Annotated in this window: 16 protein-coding genes; 9 read left to right on the forward strand and 7 right to left on the reverse strand. The window is 64.8% G+C overall.

Annotation, left to right across the window (positions count from 1 at the left end; translation table 11 throughout):
• The first annotated feature begins 154 nt into the window (after positions 1–154).
• Positions 155–367: a hypothetical protein gene (locus J8F10_RS28515; protein ID WP_210659789.1), complete on the forward strand. Its 213-nt coding sequence runs from the start codon at positions 155–157 to the stop codon at positions 365–367.
• A 258-nt stretch (positions 368–625) separates the two neighbouring features.
• Positions 626–1,699 carry a hypothetical protein gene (locus tag J8F10_RS28520; protein ID WP_210659790.1) on the forward strand — a complete coding sequence of 358 codons (1,074 nt, stop codon included), beginning with the start codon at positions 626–628 and terminating at the stop codon, positions 1,697–1,699.
• 21 nt (positions 1,700–1,720) lie between these two features.
• Here J8F10_RS28520 and J8F10_RS28525 read toward each other — a convergent pair whose 3' ends face one another.
• The 3 genes from J8F10_RS28525 to J8F10_RS28535 all read right to left on the reverse strand — a co-directional run bounded on the left by J8F10_RS28525 (position 1,721) and on the right by J8F10_RS28535 (position 4,921).
• On the reverse strand, positions 1,721–2,950 hold the full coding sequence (locus tag J8F10_RS28525; RefSeq protein WP_210659791.1) for an alkaline phosphatase family protein: 1,230 nt from the start codon (positions 2,948–2,950) through the stop codon (positions 1,721–1,723).
• Between the two features lie 92 nt (positions 2,951–3,042).
• Positions 3,043–3,903, reverse strand: a complete 861-nt coding sequence (locus tag J8F10_RS28530) for a class I SAM-dependent methyltransferase (RefSeq protein WP_210659792.1) — start codon at positions 3,901–3,903, stop codon at positions 3,043–3,045.
• A 1-nt stretch (position 3,904) separates the two neighbouring features.
• Positions 3,905–4,921, reverse strand: a complete 1,017-nt coding sequence (locus tag J8F10_RS28535; protein WP_210659793.1) for a glycosyltransferase family 2 protein — start codon at positions 4,919–4,921, stop codon at positions 3,905–3,907.
• A 676-nt stretch (positions 4,922–5,597) separates the two neighbouring features.
• Here J8F10_RS28535 and J8F10_RS28540 point away from each other — a divergent pair.
• The 4 genes from J8F10_RS28540 (at position 5,598) to J8F10_RS28555 (ending at position 10,018) form a co-directional block, all read left to right on the forward strand.
• Positions 5,598–7,799 (forward strand): DUF4139 domain-containing protein, encoded by a 2,202-nt coding sequence (locus J8F10_RS28540; RefSeq protein WP_210659794.1) that lies wholly within the window; start codon positions 5,598–5,600, stop codon positions 7,797–7,799.
• Positions 7,800–7,928: 129 nt separating this feature from the next.
• Positions 7,929–8,882, forward strand: a complete 954-nt coding sequence (locus tag J8F10_RS28545; RefSeq protein WP_210659796.1) for a bifunctional riboflavin kinase/FAD synthetase — start codon at positions 7,929–7,931, stop codon at positions 8,880–8,882.
• A complete protein-coding gene (locus tag J8F10_RS28550) occupies positions 8,879–9,109 on the forward strand; it encodes a NifU family protein (RefSeq protein WP_210659798.1) in 231 nt (76 codons plus the stop codon). The genes J8F10_RS28545 and J8F10_RS28550 overlap by 4 nt, the downstream gene beginning before the upstream one ends.
• Before the next feature lie 66 nt (positions 9,110–9,175).
• Entirely contained in the window at positions 9,176–10,018 is an 843-nt protein-coding gene (locus J8F10_RS28555) for a sugar phosphate isomerase/epimerase family protein (RefSeq protein WP_210659800.1), read from the forward strand.
• Positions 10,019–10,112: 94 nt separating this feature from the next.
• Here J8F10_RS28555 and J8F10_RS28560 read toward each other — a convergent pair whose 3' ends face one another.
• Entirely contained in the window at positions 10,113–11,513 is a 1,401-nt protein-coding gene (locus tag J8F10_RS28560) for a TIGR01777 family oxidoreductase (protein WP_210659802.1), read from the reverse strand.
• Positions 11,514–11,633: 120 nt separating this feature from the next.
• Between J8F10_RS28560 and hutH the strand changes: the two genes are divergently transcribed.
• Positions 11,634–13,127, forward strand: a complete 1,494-nt coding sequence (gene hutH, locus J8F10_RS28565) for a histidine ammonia-lyase (RefSeq protein ID WP_210659804.1) — start codon at positions 11,634–11,636, stop codon at positions 13,125–13,127.
• Here hutH and J8F10_RS28570 read toward each other — a convergent pair.
• Positions 13,124–13,906 (reverse strand): DUF4058 family protein, encoded by a 783-nt coding sequence (locus tag J8F10_RS28570; RefSeq protein WP_210659806.1) that lies wholly within the window; start codon positions 13,904–13,906, stop codon positions 13,124–13,126. The genes hutH and J8F10_RS28570 overlap by 4 nt on opposite strands.
• Before the next feature lie 121 nt (positions 13,907–14,027).
• On the opposite strand from J8F10_RS28570, the gene J8F10_RS28575 reads away from it, so the two are divergent.
• Entirely contained in the window at positions 14,028–14,771 is a 744-nt protein-coding gene (locus tag J8F10_RS28575) for a YebC/PmpR family DNA-binding transcriptional regulator (RefSeq protein WP_210659808.1), read from the forward strand.
• Between the two features lie 39 nt (positions 14,772–14,810).
• Here J8F10_RS28575 and J8F10_RS28580 read toward each other — a convergent pair whose 3' ends face one another.
• Entirely contained in the window at positions 14,811–16,628 is a 1,818-nt protein-coding gene (locus J8F10_RS28580) for an adenylate/guanylate cyclase domain-containing protein (protein WP_210659810.1), read from the reverse strand.
• Positions 16,629–16,865: 237 nt separating this feature from the next.
• Between J8F10_RS28580 and J8F10_RS28585 the strand changes: the two genes are divergently transcribed.
• Complete coding sequence (locus tag J8F10_RS28585; protein ID WP_210659812.1) at positions 16,866–18,044, forward strand: patatin-like phospholipase family protein; 1,179 nt, start codon at positions 16,866–16,868, stop codon at positions 18,042–18,044.
• 78 nt (positions 18,045–18,122) lie between these two features.
• Here the strand turns inward: J8F10_RS28585 and J8F10_RS28590 are convergent, their stop codons facing one another.
• Positions 18,123–18,545, reverse strand: a complete 423-nt coding sequence (locus J8F10_RS28590; RefSeq protein ID WP_210659814.1) for a hypothetical protein — start codon at positions 18,543–18,545, stop codon at positions 18,123–18,125.
• Positions 18,546–18,598 lie beyond the last annotated feature (53 nt).

An 18,598-nucleotide genomic window follows, 5' to 3' on the forward strand; every position in this document is an offset into this window, starting at 1 on the left:
TCACGAAAACGTACAGGCGATGTGGTTAATAGTATCGTCGCTCCGCACGGAGAAAGGGAACCCCAGTTGCTGGTACGGGCGTCGGCGGCACATCGGTTGCATATTCACGCCAACCCGGAAAACGCGCCGGGAGAACATCGACGGAGGAACCGTAATGAAGGCTTCACGCGCGGCGATTGTCGCCGCGTTCACGTTCGGCTGTGCGCTCCTGATCGGCTGCCAGCAACCCGCTTCACCGACCACCGCGCCGCGTGAGAAAGAAACCAACATCCAGATCCGCACGCCGGGTGTTGACGTGGATGTAAAGGGTCGAGGAGAAGGCAAAGACCGCAAAGTGGATGTTGATGTGAACCGCAAGGACCGCTGAACGTAATCGCCGCGCTGCTCGTTTGCCGCGCGGTGATTGCATTGAACGCCACTTGTGGGGTTTCTATCGCGGCCGACTCGTTGCGAGAAGCCGTAGGAACGCGCAGGTCGAACCGACCGCATTGATGTCCTCGGTCGGAGGAAGTTCGCCCGCCCCCGGCTTGCATCAGCCGAGCACATCCGAAATACTATTCTCACTTCCGCGTTCGCGCGGGTATTGATCCGCGCACGCCCGATCTTCTACCGCCGGTGCCCTCCGATGCGGATACTCGTTACGTTTGTTGCGCTGGCCCTTCTGTCACCTCTCACCGGGTGTGGAAAGCGCGGGTTCAAGGATTTCACGCAGTTCGCGCAGCCGGACGCCAAGTACACGGTCCTTATGCCCGGCACGCCGAGTTGCGACGTGCGGAACGAGTACGGTTTCCAGTTGACGACCCATGCGATCGAAGTGGGGGGCGAGGGGTACGCCGTTTCATCGGCGGACATTCCACCCGGAACGCCGTGCGACCTCAGCGGCGCGGTAAACGGGCTGTCGCAGAAGGTGAGCGGCACCGCGACCCGATCGGAAGGAGCCAGCCGCAACGGTAGCGGGTGGCGCGAGTTCGAGATCGAAGGGCAGAACCCCCACACGTTCTATTCGGGTCGGGTGCTGTTCACACGCGGGCGGTTCTACATCGTCTTAGTGTTTGGTCGGGACGCCAAACTGTCGAACCAACAGGTTCGGACGTTCCTCGACTCGTTCCGAATCACGGACGGAGGGGACACGCCCGGTCCAGGATGGGCTGTTACTCCCGCACCTGCCCCCACTCCTGCTCCTTCACGAGTAGCACCCCATCCCGCAATCCCTGCTCCCCCGCCGACCTACTCACACACACGGGAACCGATGCTCGGCAGCGCGTTCGAGCCAGAGTTCCAGGACGTGGCGCCGAACGGTGGATTACTTGCGGGCTTCGACGTGTGGTACGGTCCCTATGCCGACTACGAGATCATCGTGGGTATTCGGCCCATTTACCGCACCGGGGGCGTCGATTCAGCCGGGCTTCTCCACGGAACAGAAACACACCGCGGCGCACGGGCGCTCGCGAAACCGGGGTACGCGGTCGGTCACGTGGACGTGCGATTCGGTGGGGCCGTCGATTCACTCACCCCGACCTTCATGAAAATCGCAAATGGGCGCCTTGATCCGAATGACGTGTACACGGGGGAAACGGTTGGCGGGATCGGCGGGTACGGTCCCCAACAGCTCGGGGACGGAACGCCGATCGTCGGAATCGTCGGCCGAAAGAACGGCAGCCTGACCGCGTTTGGGGTTATGCGCGCGGGCAAGAAATAGTGCCCGCGCCTCCGAGCCGCATCACGTCCCCCGATAGAGGAACTTCGCCATGTCCACGTTCGTGGCGAACGCCTCCTTGTCCGGTAGTTTGCCCACGTAGCGGTGGATGAAACACGGGATGTCCTGTTCGTGCGCGGAGCCGTGCGAGCGGTAGTCCTTCGGCAACTCTTCGCGCTCCTTCATCGAGTGGCCGAACACCACCCGTTTGGTCGCGGTCACCCACAAGTCGCCGATCCGGTGCGGGTTCAGCCGGTGCTTCTTCGCCGCTTCGTCGCGTGTCAACACGTCCTCGACGCCTTCGATGTCCTTCAGCGACTTGATGACCTTGTCCGCGTCCTTGGGGCTGTTCAAGTAAATGAACGCGGTACCGCCGTACCCGCCGTGGTGCCGCGGGTACTGGTCGCGCTCGGCCGACATCGCGATCTTCACCGGCGTACCGCGCTCCGTGAGTGCCTTATTCAGATTCATCACGGTGGTTTTCGCGTTCATACCGTGGTCCGGGGCGATGATGAACGCCATGTCCGGGTCGGCTTCAGCGGCTTCTTTCAGGAGCGAATCGATCTTGCTCAGGTGCGCCCGCGAGTCGGCGGCTTCCGGGGCGAATTTGTGCATCGGGTAGTCGGTGGTGTGGACGAACAGCAGCCCGAACTTCGGTTGGTTCTTGATGAGATCGATCGCGATGTTCCACACCCAGTAGTTCACGTCCGCCGAATAGATGTCCGGCGGCGTGCCGTACTTCTTCGCGGCCTCGGCCGGCGGTTGCTGCGAACCGACCGCGTAGCTGGTTCCCTGTTTCAAGAGCGAGACGGTCTTTTGCTTCGCGGAAACCAGTGCGGACCGCACCCCGAACCGCGCCGCGCGCTGAAAGAGCGTCGCGCTGGTGAGCAAATTGGGGTCGGACATGAAGAGCTCTTCGTCGCGCTCCGCGTCCCAGTACGAGTTGCCCGTGATACCGTGTTCGTCCGCGTGGACACCGCAGCACAACCCCGCGGCTTGCGTGTTCGTCACGGTCGGCATCGCGGCTTTGAGCTGCTTGTGGAACCCGTCCTTCGCCCAGGCTTTCAGCGTCGGCATCGGGGAGGCTTCGTAGTATTCGGGTCCGAAGCCGTCGAAGAGAACAACGCACACCCGCTGTGGGAGCTTGGTCGCGGAAGGCGCAACCCGCGCGAGCGCGCTCGATGGGCGGATAAGGGGAGCAGCGGTAGCGGCCGCAAGGAACCCGCGGCGCGAGAGCGAAGAGCGTGCTGGCATGGACGCGACCCCGGTGAAAAGAGGAACGAGTGTCCTTCTTCCCCGATCGCGTGCCGGCCGGCAATCGTCGAGCGCGAGAGTTTACGGAAACTTCACGCCCGAGTGCGACGCAGCACCCAGGCGTCTTGCGGAGGATTTCCCTTCGCGCCTTCGGGGGCCATGTCCAGCACCTCGAAGCCATCGGCCAACACGGTTCGCACGAATTGCGGCGGGTGAAACGTGGCGCAGTGGTTCGTTCCGGCGAGGTCGCCCCCGCGCACGACGAACCGCCCGGCGCGATAGTCCGCGCGTTCGGCGCGCGTCAGGCGACCGAGCATCGCGTCGCCGTGGAGCGAGATCACCGCCACGCCACCGGGCTTCAGCACGCGACGCAGTTCGTGCATCCAGTGCGTTTGCAGGTGCAGCGGCAGGTGCGTGAACACCGAGAAGGCGTAAACGAGGTCGAAGGAGCCGGCGTCGTAGGGCAGCGGCGATTCCAATGCGTTGACTGCGAACTGACCGAACGGCAGGTTCTCCGCGCACCACTCCACCCCGACCGGGTTCGAGTCGCACCCGTGCAGTTCGGCGGGCAAGTGGCGCAGGTGCCGAATCACGCGCCCGCAGCCGCACCCGAAATCGAGGATACGGTCACACTGTTCGATGCGGATGCCGGTCTTCGCGAGCAATGCCGTGAGCGAATCCGCGGCGCGCTGACCCGCGGTGAGGAACCACTCCGCGTCGTCGGTGCCGGCCACCATGAGGCGCAGCACGTCCGGCGGGATCAGCGCCTCTTCTGCGGCGGGAGCGATGCGCTTCGCACGGGGCTTGCCCGTCGCGGCCTTCAGCCGGTGGTTCTCGTTCGCGAGGCGCCAGCACTCCTCGGTGAGCAGGCGGCTCTCGCGCTCGCGCGAATCGAGCACCCGCACGAGGCGCGACAAACCGGGGACGAATCGCAACAGGTCACGGGTTCGCATGTCACGCCTTCCAGAAGCGGACGAGTTCGTGCCGCAGGAACGCCCACAGCCCGCGGACCGCGAGCAGGCTCTTTCGGGCCTTCACGCGCCGGCCGGTGGCACTGCGCCAGCCCGCTTCGAGCAATTTCTGGCCGATTTGCAACGGCGCGTCGAGGGTCACGAGTGCCTTGTACGCGAAGAGCGCCGCGCGGCCCGTTCCGGCCTTACGGAAGTAGTGGACGTAGCCGATGGCCACGTTCGGGGCCGCGAAGTGGACGTTGCTGCGCCCGGCCGCCCGTCCGTAATGCACGATCTCGACGTGCGCGACGAACATCAGCGACCCGCGCCGGCTCACCTGCGTGGACAGATCGATGTCCTCGACGCCGAAGTTGTACCCCTCGTCCCACCGGCCGCTCGCCTCGAACACCTCGCGCGAGAGGAACACGGCCGCGCCCATGAGCACCTCGACCGAGCGCTCCTGCGTCGGGTCGAACGTGGCGCGGCGGTACTCGTAATAGGCCTTACGGAACAACCCGGTCCAGCGAAGTAGGTTGACGCGGTGCAACAGGGCCGCGAGCGTGGGGCGCTGGCGGTACGAGATCTGGAACGCTCCGTCCGCGCCGCGGAGCCGCGGGCCGAACATGCCGACGTCCGGGCGTGCTTCGGCGAGGTCGAGAAACTTCCGCAGTGTGTTCGCGGGAACCAGCGTGTCGTTGTTCAAGAAGAAGAAGTACCGACCGCGGGCGGCGGCGGCGGCCTGGTTGCTGGCCCGCGCGAACCCGCGGTTGTCCGAGTTGCGGATCAGCACGACGTTGGGGAACTCGGATGCGACCATCTCCGCCGCGCCGTCGGTCGAGCCGTTGTCCGCGATCACGACCTCGAACTTCACGCCCTGCGCCTGATCGAAGAGCGATTGCAGGCAGCGGCGGAGCAGCTCGACACAGTTCCAATTCGCGACGCACACTGACACGTCCGGCACGTCCGGTTTGGCCGGGCGCGTGACGCGGGCTTCGATCGGTGCCGTCCGCACCTGGGACATGAGCGCATCCTGCGGTCGGTCGACTGGCCGTGGCGAATCCGTTCGACACTCGAATTGCTGGTTCTACCACTTCCGCCGAAGCGGTGTCAATCGCGACGCCGCGGCGACAAAAACACTCGGGCAGTGTTGAGTGGCGCATTGCTCGATTCCTCAAGCTCTTTGATTGACTTTGGTATCCAAAGAAAGCGCCCACTCCGCCTGCGCCTCGGCCGGGCTAACAATTGCTAACATTTTCGGCCCTCGGGCGGTCGCGCGGGTACGGCACCAGGTGAGTGGCGACCTAAACTGCTGGTACTTCAAGACTTTTTGATGCTGGTGTCCTCGTATCGTTCCGCACGAACCGCCAGCAATGACTAACAATCGCTAACAACCCCTCAACGCCACCGCGATTTCTGGCTAACACTTGGTTACCAACCCGCGAACGCAAATACCTGGGCGATCAGCCAAGCCTCCAAACAGTGTTCCGACGGGACACCTCCACACCAAATTATACGTTAGTGGACGGGCGAATACAAATGGTTTCGGGCCGTGTTACGCAACCGCGATGAAGCCGCGTGTAACAACTGGCTGGGGCGCTGTTCCCGTGCATGGTCGCGTGCGGGTATGATCGCGCAGGTTGCGGGCGCTTCGACCTTTCCACCCCGTTTCGGGGTAGGCGCGACACGAGGAACGAATCATGGCGAGCAAGAAGTGGCTGCTGGTGGCCCCGGTCGCGGGCGCGCTGGGGCTCGGGGCCGGCGTGGGCGCGGACAAGTTCCTCAGCGCCGCGGGAGACGCGAAACAAGACCTGAAGCCCGCGACCACGCTTCCGCTCACGCGGGTGGTACTGTTCAACAGCGGGGTCGGGTACTTCTCCCGAAGCGGCGAAGTCGAGGGCGAGGCGCGTGTGGACCTCACGTTCCCCGAAAGTGACGTGAACGACCTGCTCAAGAGCATGGTCCTCGAAGATTTCGGCCGCGGGCGCATTTCGGCCGTCTCTTACGACTCCCGCGAACCCATCGCGCGCACGCTCGGTTCGTTCGCGATCAATCTGAACAATAACCCGACTTTCGCCGGGATCATCGGCCAGTTGCGCGGGGAGCGCATCGAGGTCGCCGTCAGCGCGACCGCGGCGAACCAACCGGGTAAGCTCACCGGCACAATCGTCGGGGTCGAGAAGCAAAAAGTGCCCGCGGGCACCCAGACCCTCGACGCGGACGTGCTGAACATGTGGTGCGCGGAGGGGATGCGCGCCATCAAGATGAGCGACATCCAGTCCCTGCGGTTCAGCAATCCCGTGATCGAGAGCGAATTCCGGCGCGCCCTGGAGGTGCTGGCGCTGTCGCACGACAGCCAGAAGAAGGCGGTTCAGTTGCACTTCGCGGGCGAGGGCAAGCGCAAGGTCCAAGTGGGGTACGTGATCGGCGCGCCGATCTGGAAGACCAGTTACCGGCTGTTGATGAACGAGAAGGAGAAGCCGTACCTGCAGGGCTGGGCGATGGTCGAGAACCCGACCGACGAGGACTGGACCGGGGTCAAGATGGCACTCGTGTCGGGGCGCCCGATCAGCTTCAAGATGGACCTGTACAACCCGCTCTACGTGGAGCGCCCCACCGTCGAGCCCGAACTCTTCGCCTCCCTACGTCCCGTCACGTATCGCGGTGGCTTCGAGAAAGAAGACGAAGTAATGCGAATGAGGATGCAAATCAACAAACTGGAGGAGTCTACAAAATCGATCAGTGACAAACGTGCGCAAAATAACTTACCTCCTCGCAAACCTGACATGCGCGCGTTCGCACAGTACGATATGGCGGGACTTGGTGTAGCGGTTCAGCCAAATGACCCGAATGCGAAATTCGCGCGGGACACGGCTGCGGAACTGGCCCAGCGGTTGGGCACTGGCAGTGTTGGGAACGCGGCGACGGCGGGTGCGCTGGGGGACTTCTTCCAGTACACGATCGACCACCCGGTCACGCTCCCGCGCCAGAAGAGCGCGCTGCTTCCCATCGTCGGGAAGGACGTCGAAGGGACGCGGGTCAGCATCTACAATCCCGCGGTGCAAGCCAAGCACCCGCTGTTGGGGCTGCGCCTCAAGAACACGAGTGGGGCGCACTTGAACCAGGGACCGATCACGGTGTTCGAGGGCAGCACCTACGCCGGGGACACCCGCGTACTGGACGTCCAGCCGAACGAGGAGCGCTTGCTCTCTTACGCCATCGACCTGGGAACGGAAGTCGATCCCAAGGCGGGTGCGGGTAAGCAGAAGATCACGAGCATCAAGGCCGTGAAGGGGATCGTGACGACCACCACGAAGGTGACCGAGGAGACCACGTACAAGGCCATCAACCGCTCGCAGACGGACCGCGCGCTGTTGATCGAGCACCCGAACCGCACGACCCAGCAGTTCAAGTTGGTGGACACGGACAAGCCGACCGAGGACACGCCCGAGGTGTTCCGGTTCGGGCTCGGGCTCAAGGCCGGTGAGACCAAGAGCTTCACGGTCAAGGAGGAGCGCGATGATGTGAGCACGATCGCGCTGACCAACGGGGCCGAGGACCAGATCCGGTACTTCGTGTCGCTGAGTGAGGCCAGCCCCGCGCTCAAGCAGCGGCTCACCGAGGCGCTCACGATCAAGGGGGGCTGGGACGCGACCGCGCGCGAGCTGGCCCAGGTGACCGCAGACCTGCAGCGATTCACGGTCGATCAGGACCGGATTCGGAAGAACCTGCGCGAGACCCCGAAGGAGTCCGAGGTGTACGCGACGTACCTGAAGAAGCTGTCGGACCAGGAGAAGGAGATCGACGCGCTCACGGCCAGGCAGAAGGGGCTCGTGGTCGACGAGTTCAAAGCCCGCAAGAAGTACGAACACTTCCTCGCCAACATCAACGACGCAAACTGAGCCTCAGTGTCCGGTCGCCAAGCACGTTCACCTGCTTTCGCTTGCGGGTGGGCGTGCTTTTTCGTTGGTTCAGTGACTCGGAATCGGGTTCTCGGAACCGTTCGGCCGTTATCGGAATAAGATGAAGGTATGGCGACGGCTTACTTCGACTGGTCCGAATACGCGCCGCGGGAGTTTACGGGCGCTGCCGTAACCGTCGGCAACTTCGATGGCGTACACCGCGGGCACCAGGCCCTCGTCGCGGCGGCCCGGCGGCACGCGGACAGCGTTCGGGGGCCGGTGGTCGTGGTCACGTTCGATCCGCCGCCGCACCAAGTGCTGCACCCCGGATCGGAGCGCCCGCCGCTCACCACCATTGCGCAACGGTCGGAACTCTTGCACGCGATCGGTGCGGATCATGTTGTCGTTCTGCGCACCAGCCCGGCACTTCTCGCGCTCAGCCCGGAAGCGTTCTTCGAGGACGTGATCGTCCGGCAACTCGGCGCGAAGGCGCTCGTCGAGGGTTACGACTTCCGCTTCGGTCGCGGGCGCGCCGGGACAAATGAAACCCTCAAGGCTCTGTGTGCCGACGCGCGGTTGGAATTCACCGCGATTCCGCAATACGCGGTGGGAGGGGAGCCGGTCTCCAGCAGTCGCGTGCGCGCTGCGCTCGTGAACGGGGACGTATCGCGTGCCGCGGAACTGCTGAACCGCCCCTACCGCATTACGGGGACCGTTGTAACCGGGGCGAAACGCGGGCGCACCATCGGGTTCCCGACCGCGAACCTCGACAACGTGCTCACGGTGCTACCGGGGAACGGCGTGTTCGCGGTGCGCGCAATCGTGGGTGGCGCCACTCACCAAGCGGCCGCAAACATTGGCCCCAACCCGACTTTCGGCGAAGACGCGCGCAAGATCGAAGTTCACCTCATTGGCTTTGCCGGCGACCTGTACGGCAAGGAGATGAGCGTCGAGTTCGTCGCCCGACTCCGCGAAACGAAACCGTTTAAGGGCGTGAGCGAACTGATCGAACAATTAAAACAGGACGTCACACGCGCGCAAGAAGTGCTGAGCACTGAGCCAAAGACGAGGGCCGAGTTATGAGCCTGAAAGAGCGCGTCGAGCACGCGCTAAAAGTGGAAATCGCCCCCGCGCTGTTGCTTGATGGCGCCGGCATTGAAGTGCTGGAAGTCGAGGACGGTATCGCATCGGTACGGCTTTCGGGTGTGTGCGCCGGGTGCCCGGCCACCATCATGACCATACTCACTTCGCTCGAAGACGAGTTGCGCAAGAAGGTGCCGGAAGTCGAAATCCTGGAAGCGGTGCCGTAAGGCATCGGGATCGTCGCACTGTCGTTGGTTCCGCCACTTCAAAGGCCAACCGCTGGGGCCCTCTCCATGTTCCTCGGCTACAACACGAACGGCTTCGCCCATCACCGGCTCGATGATGCGATCGCGATCTTGGCGGAACTGGGTTACGGCGGCGTCGCTCTCACGCCCGATGTGAACCACCTCGACCCCGAACAGGTGAACTACGCCGGGCGCCAGACGCTGATTCGCGGCGATTTGCTCCGACACAAATTGCGGTGCGTGATCGAAACCGGCGCGCGGTTCCTCCTCGATTCGCGCCGAAAGCACCAGCCCACTCTCATCAGCCCCGCCCCCGACGACCGCGAAACGCGGTTCGATTTTCTCAGTGAGTGCGTGTTTCTCGCGAAGGAGTTGCGCGCCGAGTGCGTGAGTTATTGGTCCGGCGCTGCGACCGACGGTGCCGCGCCTTCCGTGCTGATGGACCGGCTCGTCGAGGAGTGCAAGCGCCTCGCGGACATCGCCGCGGAACACAACGTCCGACTCGCGTTCGAGCCGGAACCGGGAATGTTCATCGACACGATGGACAAGTTCGCGGAGCTGCACGCGCGCGTCAATCACCCCGCGTTCGGGCTCACGATCGACATCGGCCACCTCGTCCACAACGGCGAACTGCCCGTCAGTAAGTTCCTCACGGAGTGGAAGCACGTTCTCTGGAACGTCCACATCGAGGACATGCGCCGCGGGGTTCACGATCACCTGATGTTCGGTGAGGGCGAAGTGGATTTCGCAGACGTGTTTGCGGGCCTGCGGGCCGCGAACTACACGGGCGGCGTGTACGTCGAATTGAGTCGCCACAGCTTCGACGCGGTGAATACCGCGCGCAAGGCGAAAGCGTTTCTGGATCAGCACTTCGACGAACTGCGCGCGTGAGAATTTCGCCCCGGTTCGTCCCTTTGCCCGCCCCGTATCGCGCCATCGTGTGTGTGCAGGCCGAACGAAGATGGGGCGCACCCAACACAAAACACTACCGCCCCAGCAAGAACCGCAGCGCAGTTTCCAGGTCCGGGTGGTCGAACGCGAAGCCGTCCATGGCGAGTTTCGCGGGCCGGGCCTTCATGCTCGCGAGTAGCGCCTCGTCCGCGACCCCGCCGAATGCCGCCCGCAGAGCGACTTCCGGGAGCCAAAAGAACGCGGGCCGACGCAGCACGCGCCCGAGCGTCTTGGTGAACGTGCGGTTCGTCACCGGGTTCGGCCCCACCGTGTTGACCGGGCCATTAATCTCGTCACTCATTAGCGAGTGGTAAATCGCGCCGGCCACATCATTCGCCGTGATCCACGGCACCCACTGTTTCCCGTCACCGAGCACCGCACCCGCGCCCATTTTGAAGGGCAGAAGTTGCTTGCCGAGCGCGCCGCTTTTCGGCGAGAGAGCGACTCCGATGCGCATGTTCACAGTGCGGACACCCGCATCCCGGGCGGGCGCGCAGGCGCCCTCCCATACCTTCGCTACCTCGGGAAAGAACCCTTCGCCGGCCGGTGAGTCTTCGGCCAGCTCCTCTTCGCCGCGATTCCCGTAAAAACCCACCGCCGACGCACACACGAACACCTTGGGCCGCCGATCGATCGGGAGAGTAGTAATGGCCCGAGCGATTGCCCGCGTCGGTCCGGTGCGACTGTCGAGGATCTTCCGCTTCTTCGCGTCGGTCCACCGCCCCTCGGCCACGTTATCGCCCGCGAGGTGAACCACCGCGTCAATGCCATCGAAGGTATCCGCGGCGAGTGGCGCATCGGGCTTCCACGCGACCCACTTCGTGCCGTCGTCGTAGAGAGGAGTCGCGTTCCCCGTGAGCAAGCGCACCACCTTGTGCCCGCCGGTCGTGAGGAGCGGCACGAGGTCGGAGCCGATCATCCCGCGCGACCCGGTGACCGCGATCGTGAGGCGCGGTTTGTGGGCGAACTTCGCGTGCCGACGCAGGTCGCTCGCGGTGATGAAGTGCCGGTAGGCGAACATCGCCGCGAGCCGCCGGCGCACCATTCCGCCGCCGAATACGCGCCCGGCCATTCCCAACGGAAGGCGGTACTCAATCGCGTCTTCCAGAAATGAGGTTTCCGTGGTGTCGGGAACCATCCGGTGCGTGTGGTGCCAGGACGCGAACGGCCCTTCGAGTGCGCGGTCCTGGAACCCCCGCCCGGGCTGGAAGTCGAACGCATCCGCGACCCACGTTCCGTTGAGCGGCCCAACGGTCTTGGTGCGAACGGTGATTCGGAAGCCGTCCGTACCGAACGCGCCTTCCTGCTTGATGATCTGGGCGTCTTCCCACGGCGGTTGGAGGCGCTGGAACGCGAGCGGGCGCGCGTGCCACGCATACAATTCTTCGGCCGACACCGGCACCGGCGACCGCAGGGTGAACGTCTCGTTGGGCATGTCGATAACCTTAATACTGGCGAACGGCCGGCGTGAGCCGGCCGGTTGAGGGCGATTTCCGCCTGTTTAAACATCTCACCGAGCCGGCTCACGCCGGCCGTTCGCCCGGAGTTAACCGCAATGAGCGCGCCGCGAATCACTGTTCGCAATCTCCATGCCGACCTCGCCGCGAGTATCGAGCACTTCGCGCGCGACACGTCCGCGGTCGAACGGAGCCGTGCGCGCGTGGAAGCCGCGCTCGCCGACGGGCTCCCGCACTACGGCATCAACACCGGGTTCGGCGCGCTCGCGAACAAGCGCGTCCCGGACGAGCAGCTCACCGCCCTCCAGCGAAACTTACTGCTGAGTCACGCGGTCGGCGTGGGCGAACCGGTGCCGCCCGGAATTACGCGGATCATGCTCCAGTTGAAGGCGCACGCGCTCGGGCTGGGCTACTCCGGCGTGTCGCTCCCGGTATTTCGACGACTCATCGAGTTCGACCGCGCGAATCTGCTTCCCGTGGTACCGAGCCGCGGGAGCGTGGGGGCGTCCGGCGATCTCGCGCCACTCGCGCACCTCTGCTTGCCACTGATTGGCCTGGGCGAATTCTGGGACGACGACCGGCGCGGGCGCGTACCAGCGGCCGACGTGCTCCGCGCACACGAACTCGCGCCGGTCGCGCTCGCGGCAAAGGACGGGCTGGCGCTCATCAACGGCACGCAGCTCATGGCCGCGTATGGGGCGTGGATACTTGAACGGTGTTCGCGCCTCGTGGACTTGTTCGACCTCGCCGCCGCGATGTCGCTGGAAGCGCTCCAGGGGAGCATCGCGCCGTTCGACGCGCGCATCCACGCGATCCGCCCGCACCCGGGGCACGGCGCGGTCGCGTCCAACGTGCGGTTCTTATTGCAAGAGAGCGAGATCCTCGAATCACACCGCAATTGCGGGAAGGTGCAAGACCCGTACTGCCTGCGGTGCGTGCCTCAAGTTCACGGCGCGAGTCGCGATGCGCTGGCCTACGCGAGTGGCGTGCTGGAAACCGAGATCAACGGCGTGACAGATAATCCGCTGGTGTTCGAGGCCGGCGACATCGTCAGTGGGGGAAACTTCCACGGTCAGCCGCTCGCGCTGGCGCTCGACTTTGCCGCGATCGCGCTGGCGGAGTACGCGAGCATCTCCGAGCGCCGAATCTACCTTCTGCTCGAAGGGCACGACGGCTTACCGAAGTTGCTCATGCGCGAAACGGGACTCAATTCGGGGTTCATGATCCCGCAATACACGGCCGCGGCGCTCGTGAGCGAGAACAAGGTGTTGTGCCACCCGGCGAGCGTCGATTCGATCCCGACGAGCCTCGGCCAAGAAGACCACGTGAGTATGGGGAGCATTTCCGCCGTGAAGTTGCTCGCGGTGCTGAAGAACGTGGACACCGTACTGGCGATCGAACTCCTGACCGCGGCCCAAGCACTCGATTACCGGCTGCCGTTACGACCGGGCCGCGGAGTCGAAGCGGCCCACCAGTGCGTTCGGGCGGTCACGGCGCACCGCGAAGCCGACTACCTGTTCCAGGATGATTTGCGCCGCGTCGCGGAACTGCTCGACGGCCGCGCGCTGCTGGACGCGGCCTTCGCCGGTTAAACTGACGCGCCGGGCGGGTGAACGAGCTGGGCCGCCCACACCGCGTCGGGCACGGACAGCCGCGGTTCCGGGTCGAACTCGTAAAGGAACATGCTGTAACCCGCCGCGTCGTAGATGCGGTGGAGGATCGCTTGCAGATCGATTGTCGGCTCAAGTTCGCCGGGCCGCAGTGGGATCGGGATCGTCGGCAGCGCGTCGCGGACGCCCAGGGGCCAGAGCGCAGCTTGGGGCGCGTTGCCCTGCCGGTCCGCGTACCGGCTGACGATGGCGTAGTAGTCGCACGACGGGAGCCGGTCCCACGGCATCTTTTCGTGCGCGCGGAGCAGGTCGATCTCGACGAAGTTCGTTTTGCTCGCAAGGATGCGCTGCACCTTCGCGAGGTACTGGTCGCGCCCGTTGGTCTTGTTCGTCGGGCTGAGCAGTTCGATGACCGTGACCACCTCGTTCTTCGCCCGGTCGCGGATTTCGAGGTACGGGAACCGCTCTTCTTCCACAATCACCGGCATCCCGACGTAAGCTGGAGCGCCGACCGCGACACCACCGCTCGTTGCGCCGAATTGCGGACCGGTGTGGAGCGACAAGTCGGGTCGGCCGAGCGCGAACCGCTCCTTCGCACTCGGTTCGTGAATATAGAGGTGCCCTTCGATGCGGACGTAGTACCGGGGTTGCACCTGCGCGGTCAGCACTTCACGAACGGCGGGAATGAAACTGTCGTGGAAGTCGTTCCACACGTCCGGGCGCTCGATGTACGGGTTCATTCCGGGAAACGGCGACGGCATCTGGCACCCTCCGCGACGATTGGCGCACCGATTATACCATCCGCTGTCGCTCCCGCGAACGCCACACTGTGGGGCGCCTGCTATACTGTTTCACATCAAGGTCAACCGAGAGGTTTGGGATATGGCAGGCCACAGCCACTATAAGAACATGGTCCGCCACAAGAACGTGGTGGACGCCAAGCGGGGCAAGCTGTTCAGCAAGCTGAGCCGGTACATCATCATCGCGGCGCGCGCCGGCGGCGGCGACCCGACGATGAACCTGAGGCTCCGCTACGCCATCGACAAGGCACGCTCCGTTTCCATGCCCAAAGAGAACATCGAACGGGCCGTCAAGCGCGGGACCGGCGACACGGAAGGCGTCAGCTTCGACGAGATCAATTACGAAGGGATCGGCCCCGGCAACATCGCCTTTCTCGTCGAGGTGTTGACCGACAACCGGAACCGCACCAACGGCGAGATCAAGAAGATCTTCGAGCGGGCCAACTCCGAAGTCGGCAAACCGGGCAGCGTCATGTACCTGTTCGACCGCAAGGGGTTCTTCGCCGTCGATGCCGCCAAATATAAGGACGAGGACGCGGTCATGGCCGTCGCGCTGGAAGCCGGCGCCGAGGACATGAAGCGCGAAGGCGACGTGTTCGAGATCACTTGCGCCCCGTCCAGTTTCACGGCCGTGTTCGATGCACTCAAGGCCGCGAACATCGAGACGACCGAAGCCGAAGTGAAATACCTCTCCAAGACGCAAAAAGAGATCGACATCGAGACCGGCAAAAAGGTCATCAAGTTCATCGACGCACTCGACGATCACGACGACGTGCAGAACGTCCACACCGACGCGATACTCACCGAAGAAATGGCCGCGGAGTAAGTAGCGGGCGAAACCTCACAGTATTTGCGGGGGTGCTTTTCACCCCTTGCTGGCTAACGGCACCACGCCGTCCCAACCGGGCGGTGGGGTGCGGTTATTCTTCAGAATGAATTCCATCAACACGTCTTTTCCGCGATCGTCCGGCGGAACGCGGTGCAGGTGCTTGTAAGCCGCGTTCCAGTCCCCGCAAAGAAACGCATCGAGTGCCGCGTCGTAAGCGGCGAGGTCCGCATCTGTTAGTGCCCCCTCGGTCGCTTCAGTCCCGGGTGCCGGGGCCGGCGGAATCAGTTCCGCAACCACGAGCGGCGTTTCTAAACCGTAGGGCCGGACCTTCACCATCCTGCGCACGCGGCCGACGTCGGGCGGGAGCTTTTCGCGCACCGCGTCGGCCGTCGACTCGTCGATGAGAATCGGTACGCGGAGCAGTTTGGTCATGTCCTGAAGGCGTGACGCGAGGTTCACGACCGGTCCGAACACCGTGACCTTTGCCTGTTCCGGCGTACCGATGCCGCCCGCGACAGCGCGCCCGCTCGCGATGCCGATCCCGACCCGGAACCCGTACAGCGGGTGCCCCGCGTCGCGCCCGACCGCTTCAAACGCGGCGCGAATCCCCAGCGCGGCGCGGCACGCATACTCCACCTTCCCGGGTTGTTCCAGGGGCCAACCCCAGAACCCCATCGCCGCGTCACCGAGGAAGTCCGCGATGGCCCCGCGGTGACTGAGGATGTTCTGCGTCATCAGGCCGAGTGCGGCACTGACCCGCGTGAGCACTTCGAGCAACCGGTCCGCGCCCTCTTCTACCTTGCGCGAGAACCCGCGGAGGTCGCAGAAGAGAACCGTAATGTCGGCTTCGCGCGGTTCGAGCGCGCGGGGCGCGTCACCGCCCGAGAGCACGGTCATGACCCCCGGCGAGAAGAACCGGCGGAACACGCTCTGGCGCTCGCGGAGCACTTGCACCTGTCTGAGCGACCCGAGAATGTTCCCCACGAGTTCGGTAAACTTCACGTCGTCGCGGAGTTCGTTCGATTCCCACGGCGCGAGCAGCGTGGCCGGCTCGACCCCGTTGAACCGGCCCGCCGCGTACAGCCCCCAACCCGGGCACGCATCGCAATGCACCGGCGTGCAGAACGCCCAATCGAACCGCCCCTGTAGCGTGAACGGGTCGTCCGTCGGTGTTTTCCCGGGGGTGACTCCCCACACGTGAAGGACGGTTTGCTTTTGTTCCGCGACGGCGGCCGTGACCAACCGCTTGCTCGGCTCAAAGTCCCCCTCGACCGAGAGTCGCCGGTCCCAGTGCAGCAACTTCAGGCGCCCGTGGTCCGTGTCTGTCGGGAGCGAAACGATCGCGACCGCGTCGGCCCGGCGAATCCCGGCCAGCAGCATGTCCACGAGCCGGCTGAGGAGATCGGCGTCGTCCGTGGCGCTGGAGATCACCTCCGGGAGCCGGCTGAGCACGTCGAGCCGGTGCGGGGCGTCGCGGAACGCGAGCCGATCGAGTTCGTGGTGCGCAACGGTCCGCATGTCCAGGAGCGGGGGCTCGTCCCCGGGCGAGACCGGTTCGCGCGCGGCATCGGCGAACGTGAACGTGGTGTGCCCGATGACGAACGAGCCGCCGGGGATCAGCTCGAAGTGGTCGGCCGGGCGGCCCGCGTGGAACACCGGGTTGGCGGCCCCGGTGATCTTGCGCACTTTGAGTTTCGTACCGCGCGCGGTGAGCTCCGCGTGGCGCCTGGCGAGGAACGGCTCCCACGGTGCGGACCACTCGAGCGCGTCGCGCCCGAGGACGACGGGCACGTCGTTCGGCAGCGCGCGGCGCCACGAGTCGAGCGGGTTCGGGCCTTGTGCGGTGAGAATCATTGCGCGGGATCGGGAGGACGGCGCGGGCGAATGGTGTGAGTGTACCACTCCGAGGCCCGAGTGCCCGGCCCGTTCCTTCCCCAGCCTGCCGCGCCGAACGCGGTTCCCCAAATCGGCAACTTGAAGCTTGACCCCGGGCGCGGGGGCTGCTATTCCCGCCCGACTTAGGGCGAACAACTTGGGGGTGGCATGGTAACCGGCTCGTGCGAGCGACGGGGGTCCGCTCGGAACGCGCACTTGTTTGCGCTGGCAATCGCGCTGGTGCTGGCGGTGTTGATCGGGTGCGCCGGGCCGCAGGTGCGCCAACCGGTTCCGGACGCGCTCGCTACGAAGCCCTGGGCCAACGAGAAACCGTCGTCGGACTACCGCGACGCGGACTCGGATTCGGTGTCCACCCTCTCTCTGGCCATTCAGGGCGACGCCCCCGTGCCCCGCCCTGCCGGGCGGCCCCAGAACGTACTGTGCGTGTCCGGCGGCGGAAAGTACGCGGCGTTCACCGCGGGCGCCCTGTGCGGGTGGACCGCGGCCGGCACGCGCCCGGACTTCGACGTCGCGACCGGCGTGAGCAGCGGCGCCCCGACCGCGTTCATGGCGTTCCTCGGCCCGAAGTACGACGACGAACTGACGCGCACCTTCCTGAACCTGAACCGCTCCGACCTGTTCCGCTGGCGCCCGGTCCGCGGGCTCATCACGGGGCGCGGGCTGATGACCTCGCGCCCACTCGAGGACCTCCTCGAGAAGCACCTCGACGACCCGGTAATGGCCGATTTGTGCGCGGCGCACGCACAGGGGCGCCGATTGTTCGTCGCCACGTCGAACGTGCTGTCGCGCCGGGTCGCGATCTGGGACATCGGTGCGATCGCGTGTTCCGGGCGCCCGGACGCGAAGGTCATCATCCGCAAAGTGATCCTCGCCGCGTGCTCGATTCCCGGCCTCGCCCCGCCGGTCGAGTTCGACGTGACGGTCAACGGCGTGCGGTACCAGGAACTGCACTCCGACGCCGGGAACCTGACGCAGGTGTTCGTGCGCACGGCCGGCCCGCTCGCGCCCGGCTCGAACGTGTGGGTTCTCTCCGCCGGGAAGACGCACCCGAACCGCGCGGAAACGTGCCCCGGCATCTTCGAGACGATGGTGACCGCGGTCTCGACCACGCTGTACGCCCTGTTCCGGGCCGACACGGTCAAACTGTACGCGCTGTGCGGTACGACCCGATCGCGGTTCGGCCTGATCGCCCTCCCGGACGACTTCCAGGGGCGCTCGAGCAGCATGGTGTTCGACCCGAGCGAGTCCCAGCGCATGTACTTGGTGGGCTACCAGATGGGCAAGAACGGGACGTGGGAGCCGTACCCGCCCGATACCGCGCCGGGCACCGTGAGTCCGCCCCGCGCCGGGCTGGAATTCACCACTGGGAAATAGGGATTTGGGATGAACGCATCGCACTATTCCATGCGTTGCGTCCTTCGGCTGCGGATATGCGAACGAACCGACGTGGCACTACCACCCTTCCGGCCAACCGCCCTCGGGTGGGGCCAGTTTGCCGCGGAAGAATTCCAAATACTTCGGGTCGTCCTCGAACGGCGCCCGCCCTTCCATCAGGTACACCGGCACGAGCCAGTTCGCGGCTTCCCGCTCGTTGCCCAATTCGTACAAACTCTGACCGAGTCGCAGGCGCACGAACGGATTACCGACGGACGCGCCACACCGGAGCGCGTTCTGCATCGCGTCGTGGCACGCGGACCAGCTTTCCAAATGGAAGTAGCAGTCTGAAATAGCCGCACAGATTTGGATCGCCTGTTCCTGATCCGCTTTCGGTTCCGGTAGCGCGTCCCACGCCGCCTGGAAACTATCGAGTGCGTCGGCGAACATCTCCGCATCGACAAACTCTTCGCCCTCTTCAAACAGCGCTGCGCTCGACACGGGTCACCCTCCGCCGATGAACCGACCCCGTCGGACTTCTCCCACGGGATCGC

The sequence above is a fragment of the Gemmata palustris genome (assembly GCF_017939745.1).
Lineage (GTDB): Bacteria > Planctomycetota > Planctomycetia > Gemmatales > Gemmataceae > Gemmata > Gemmata palustris.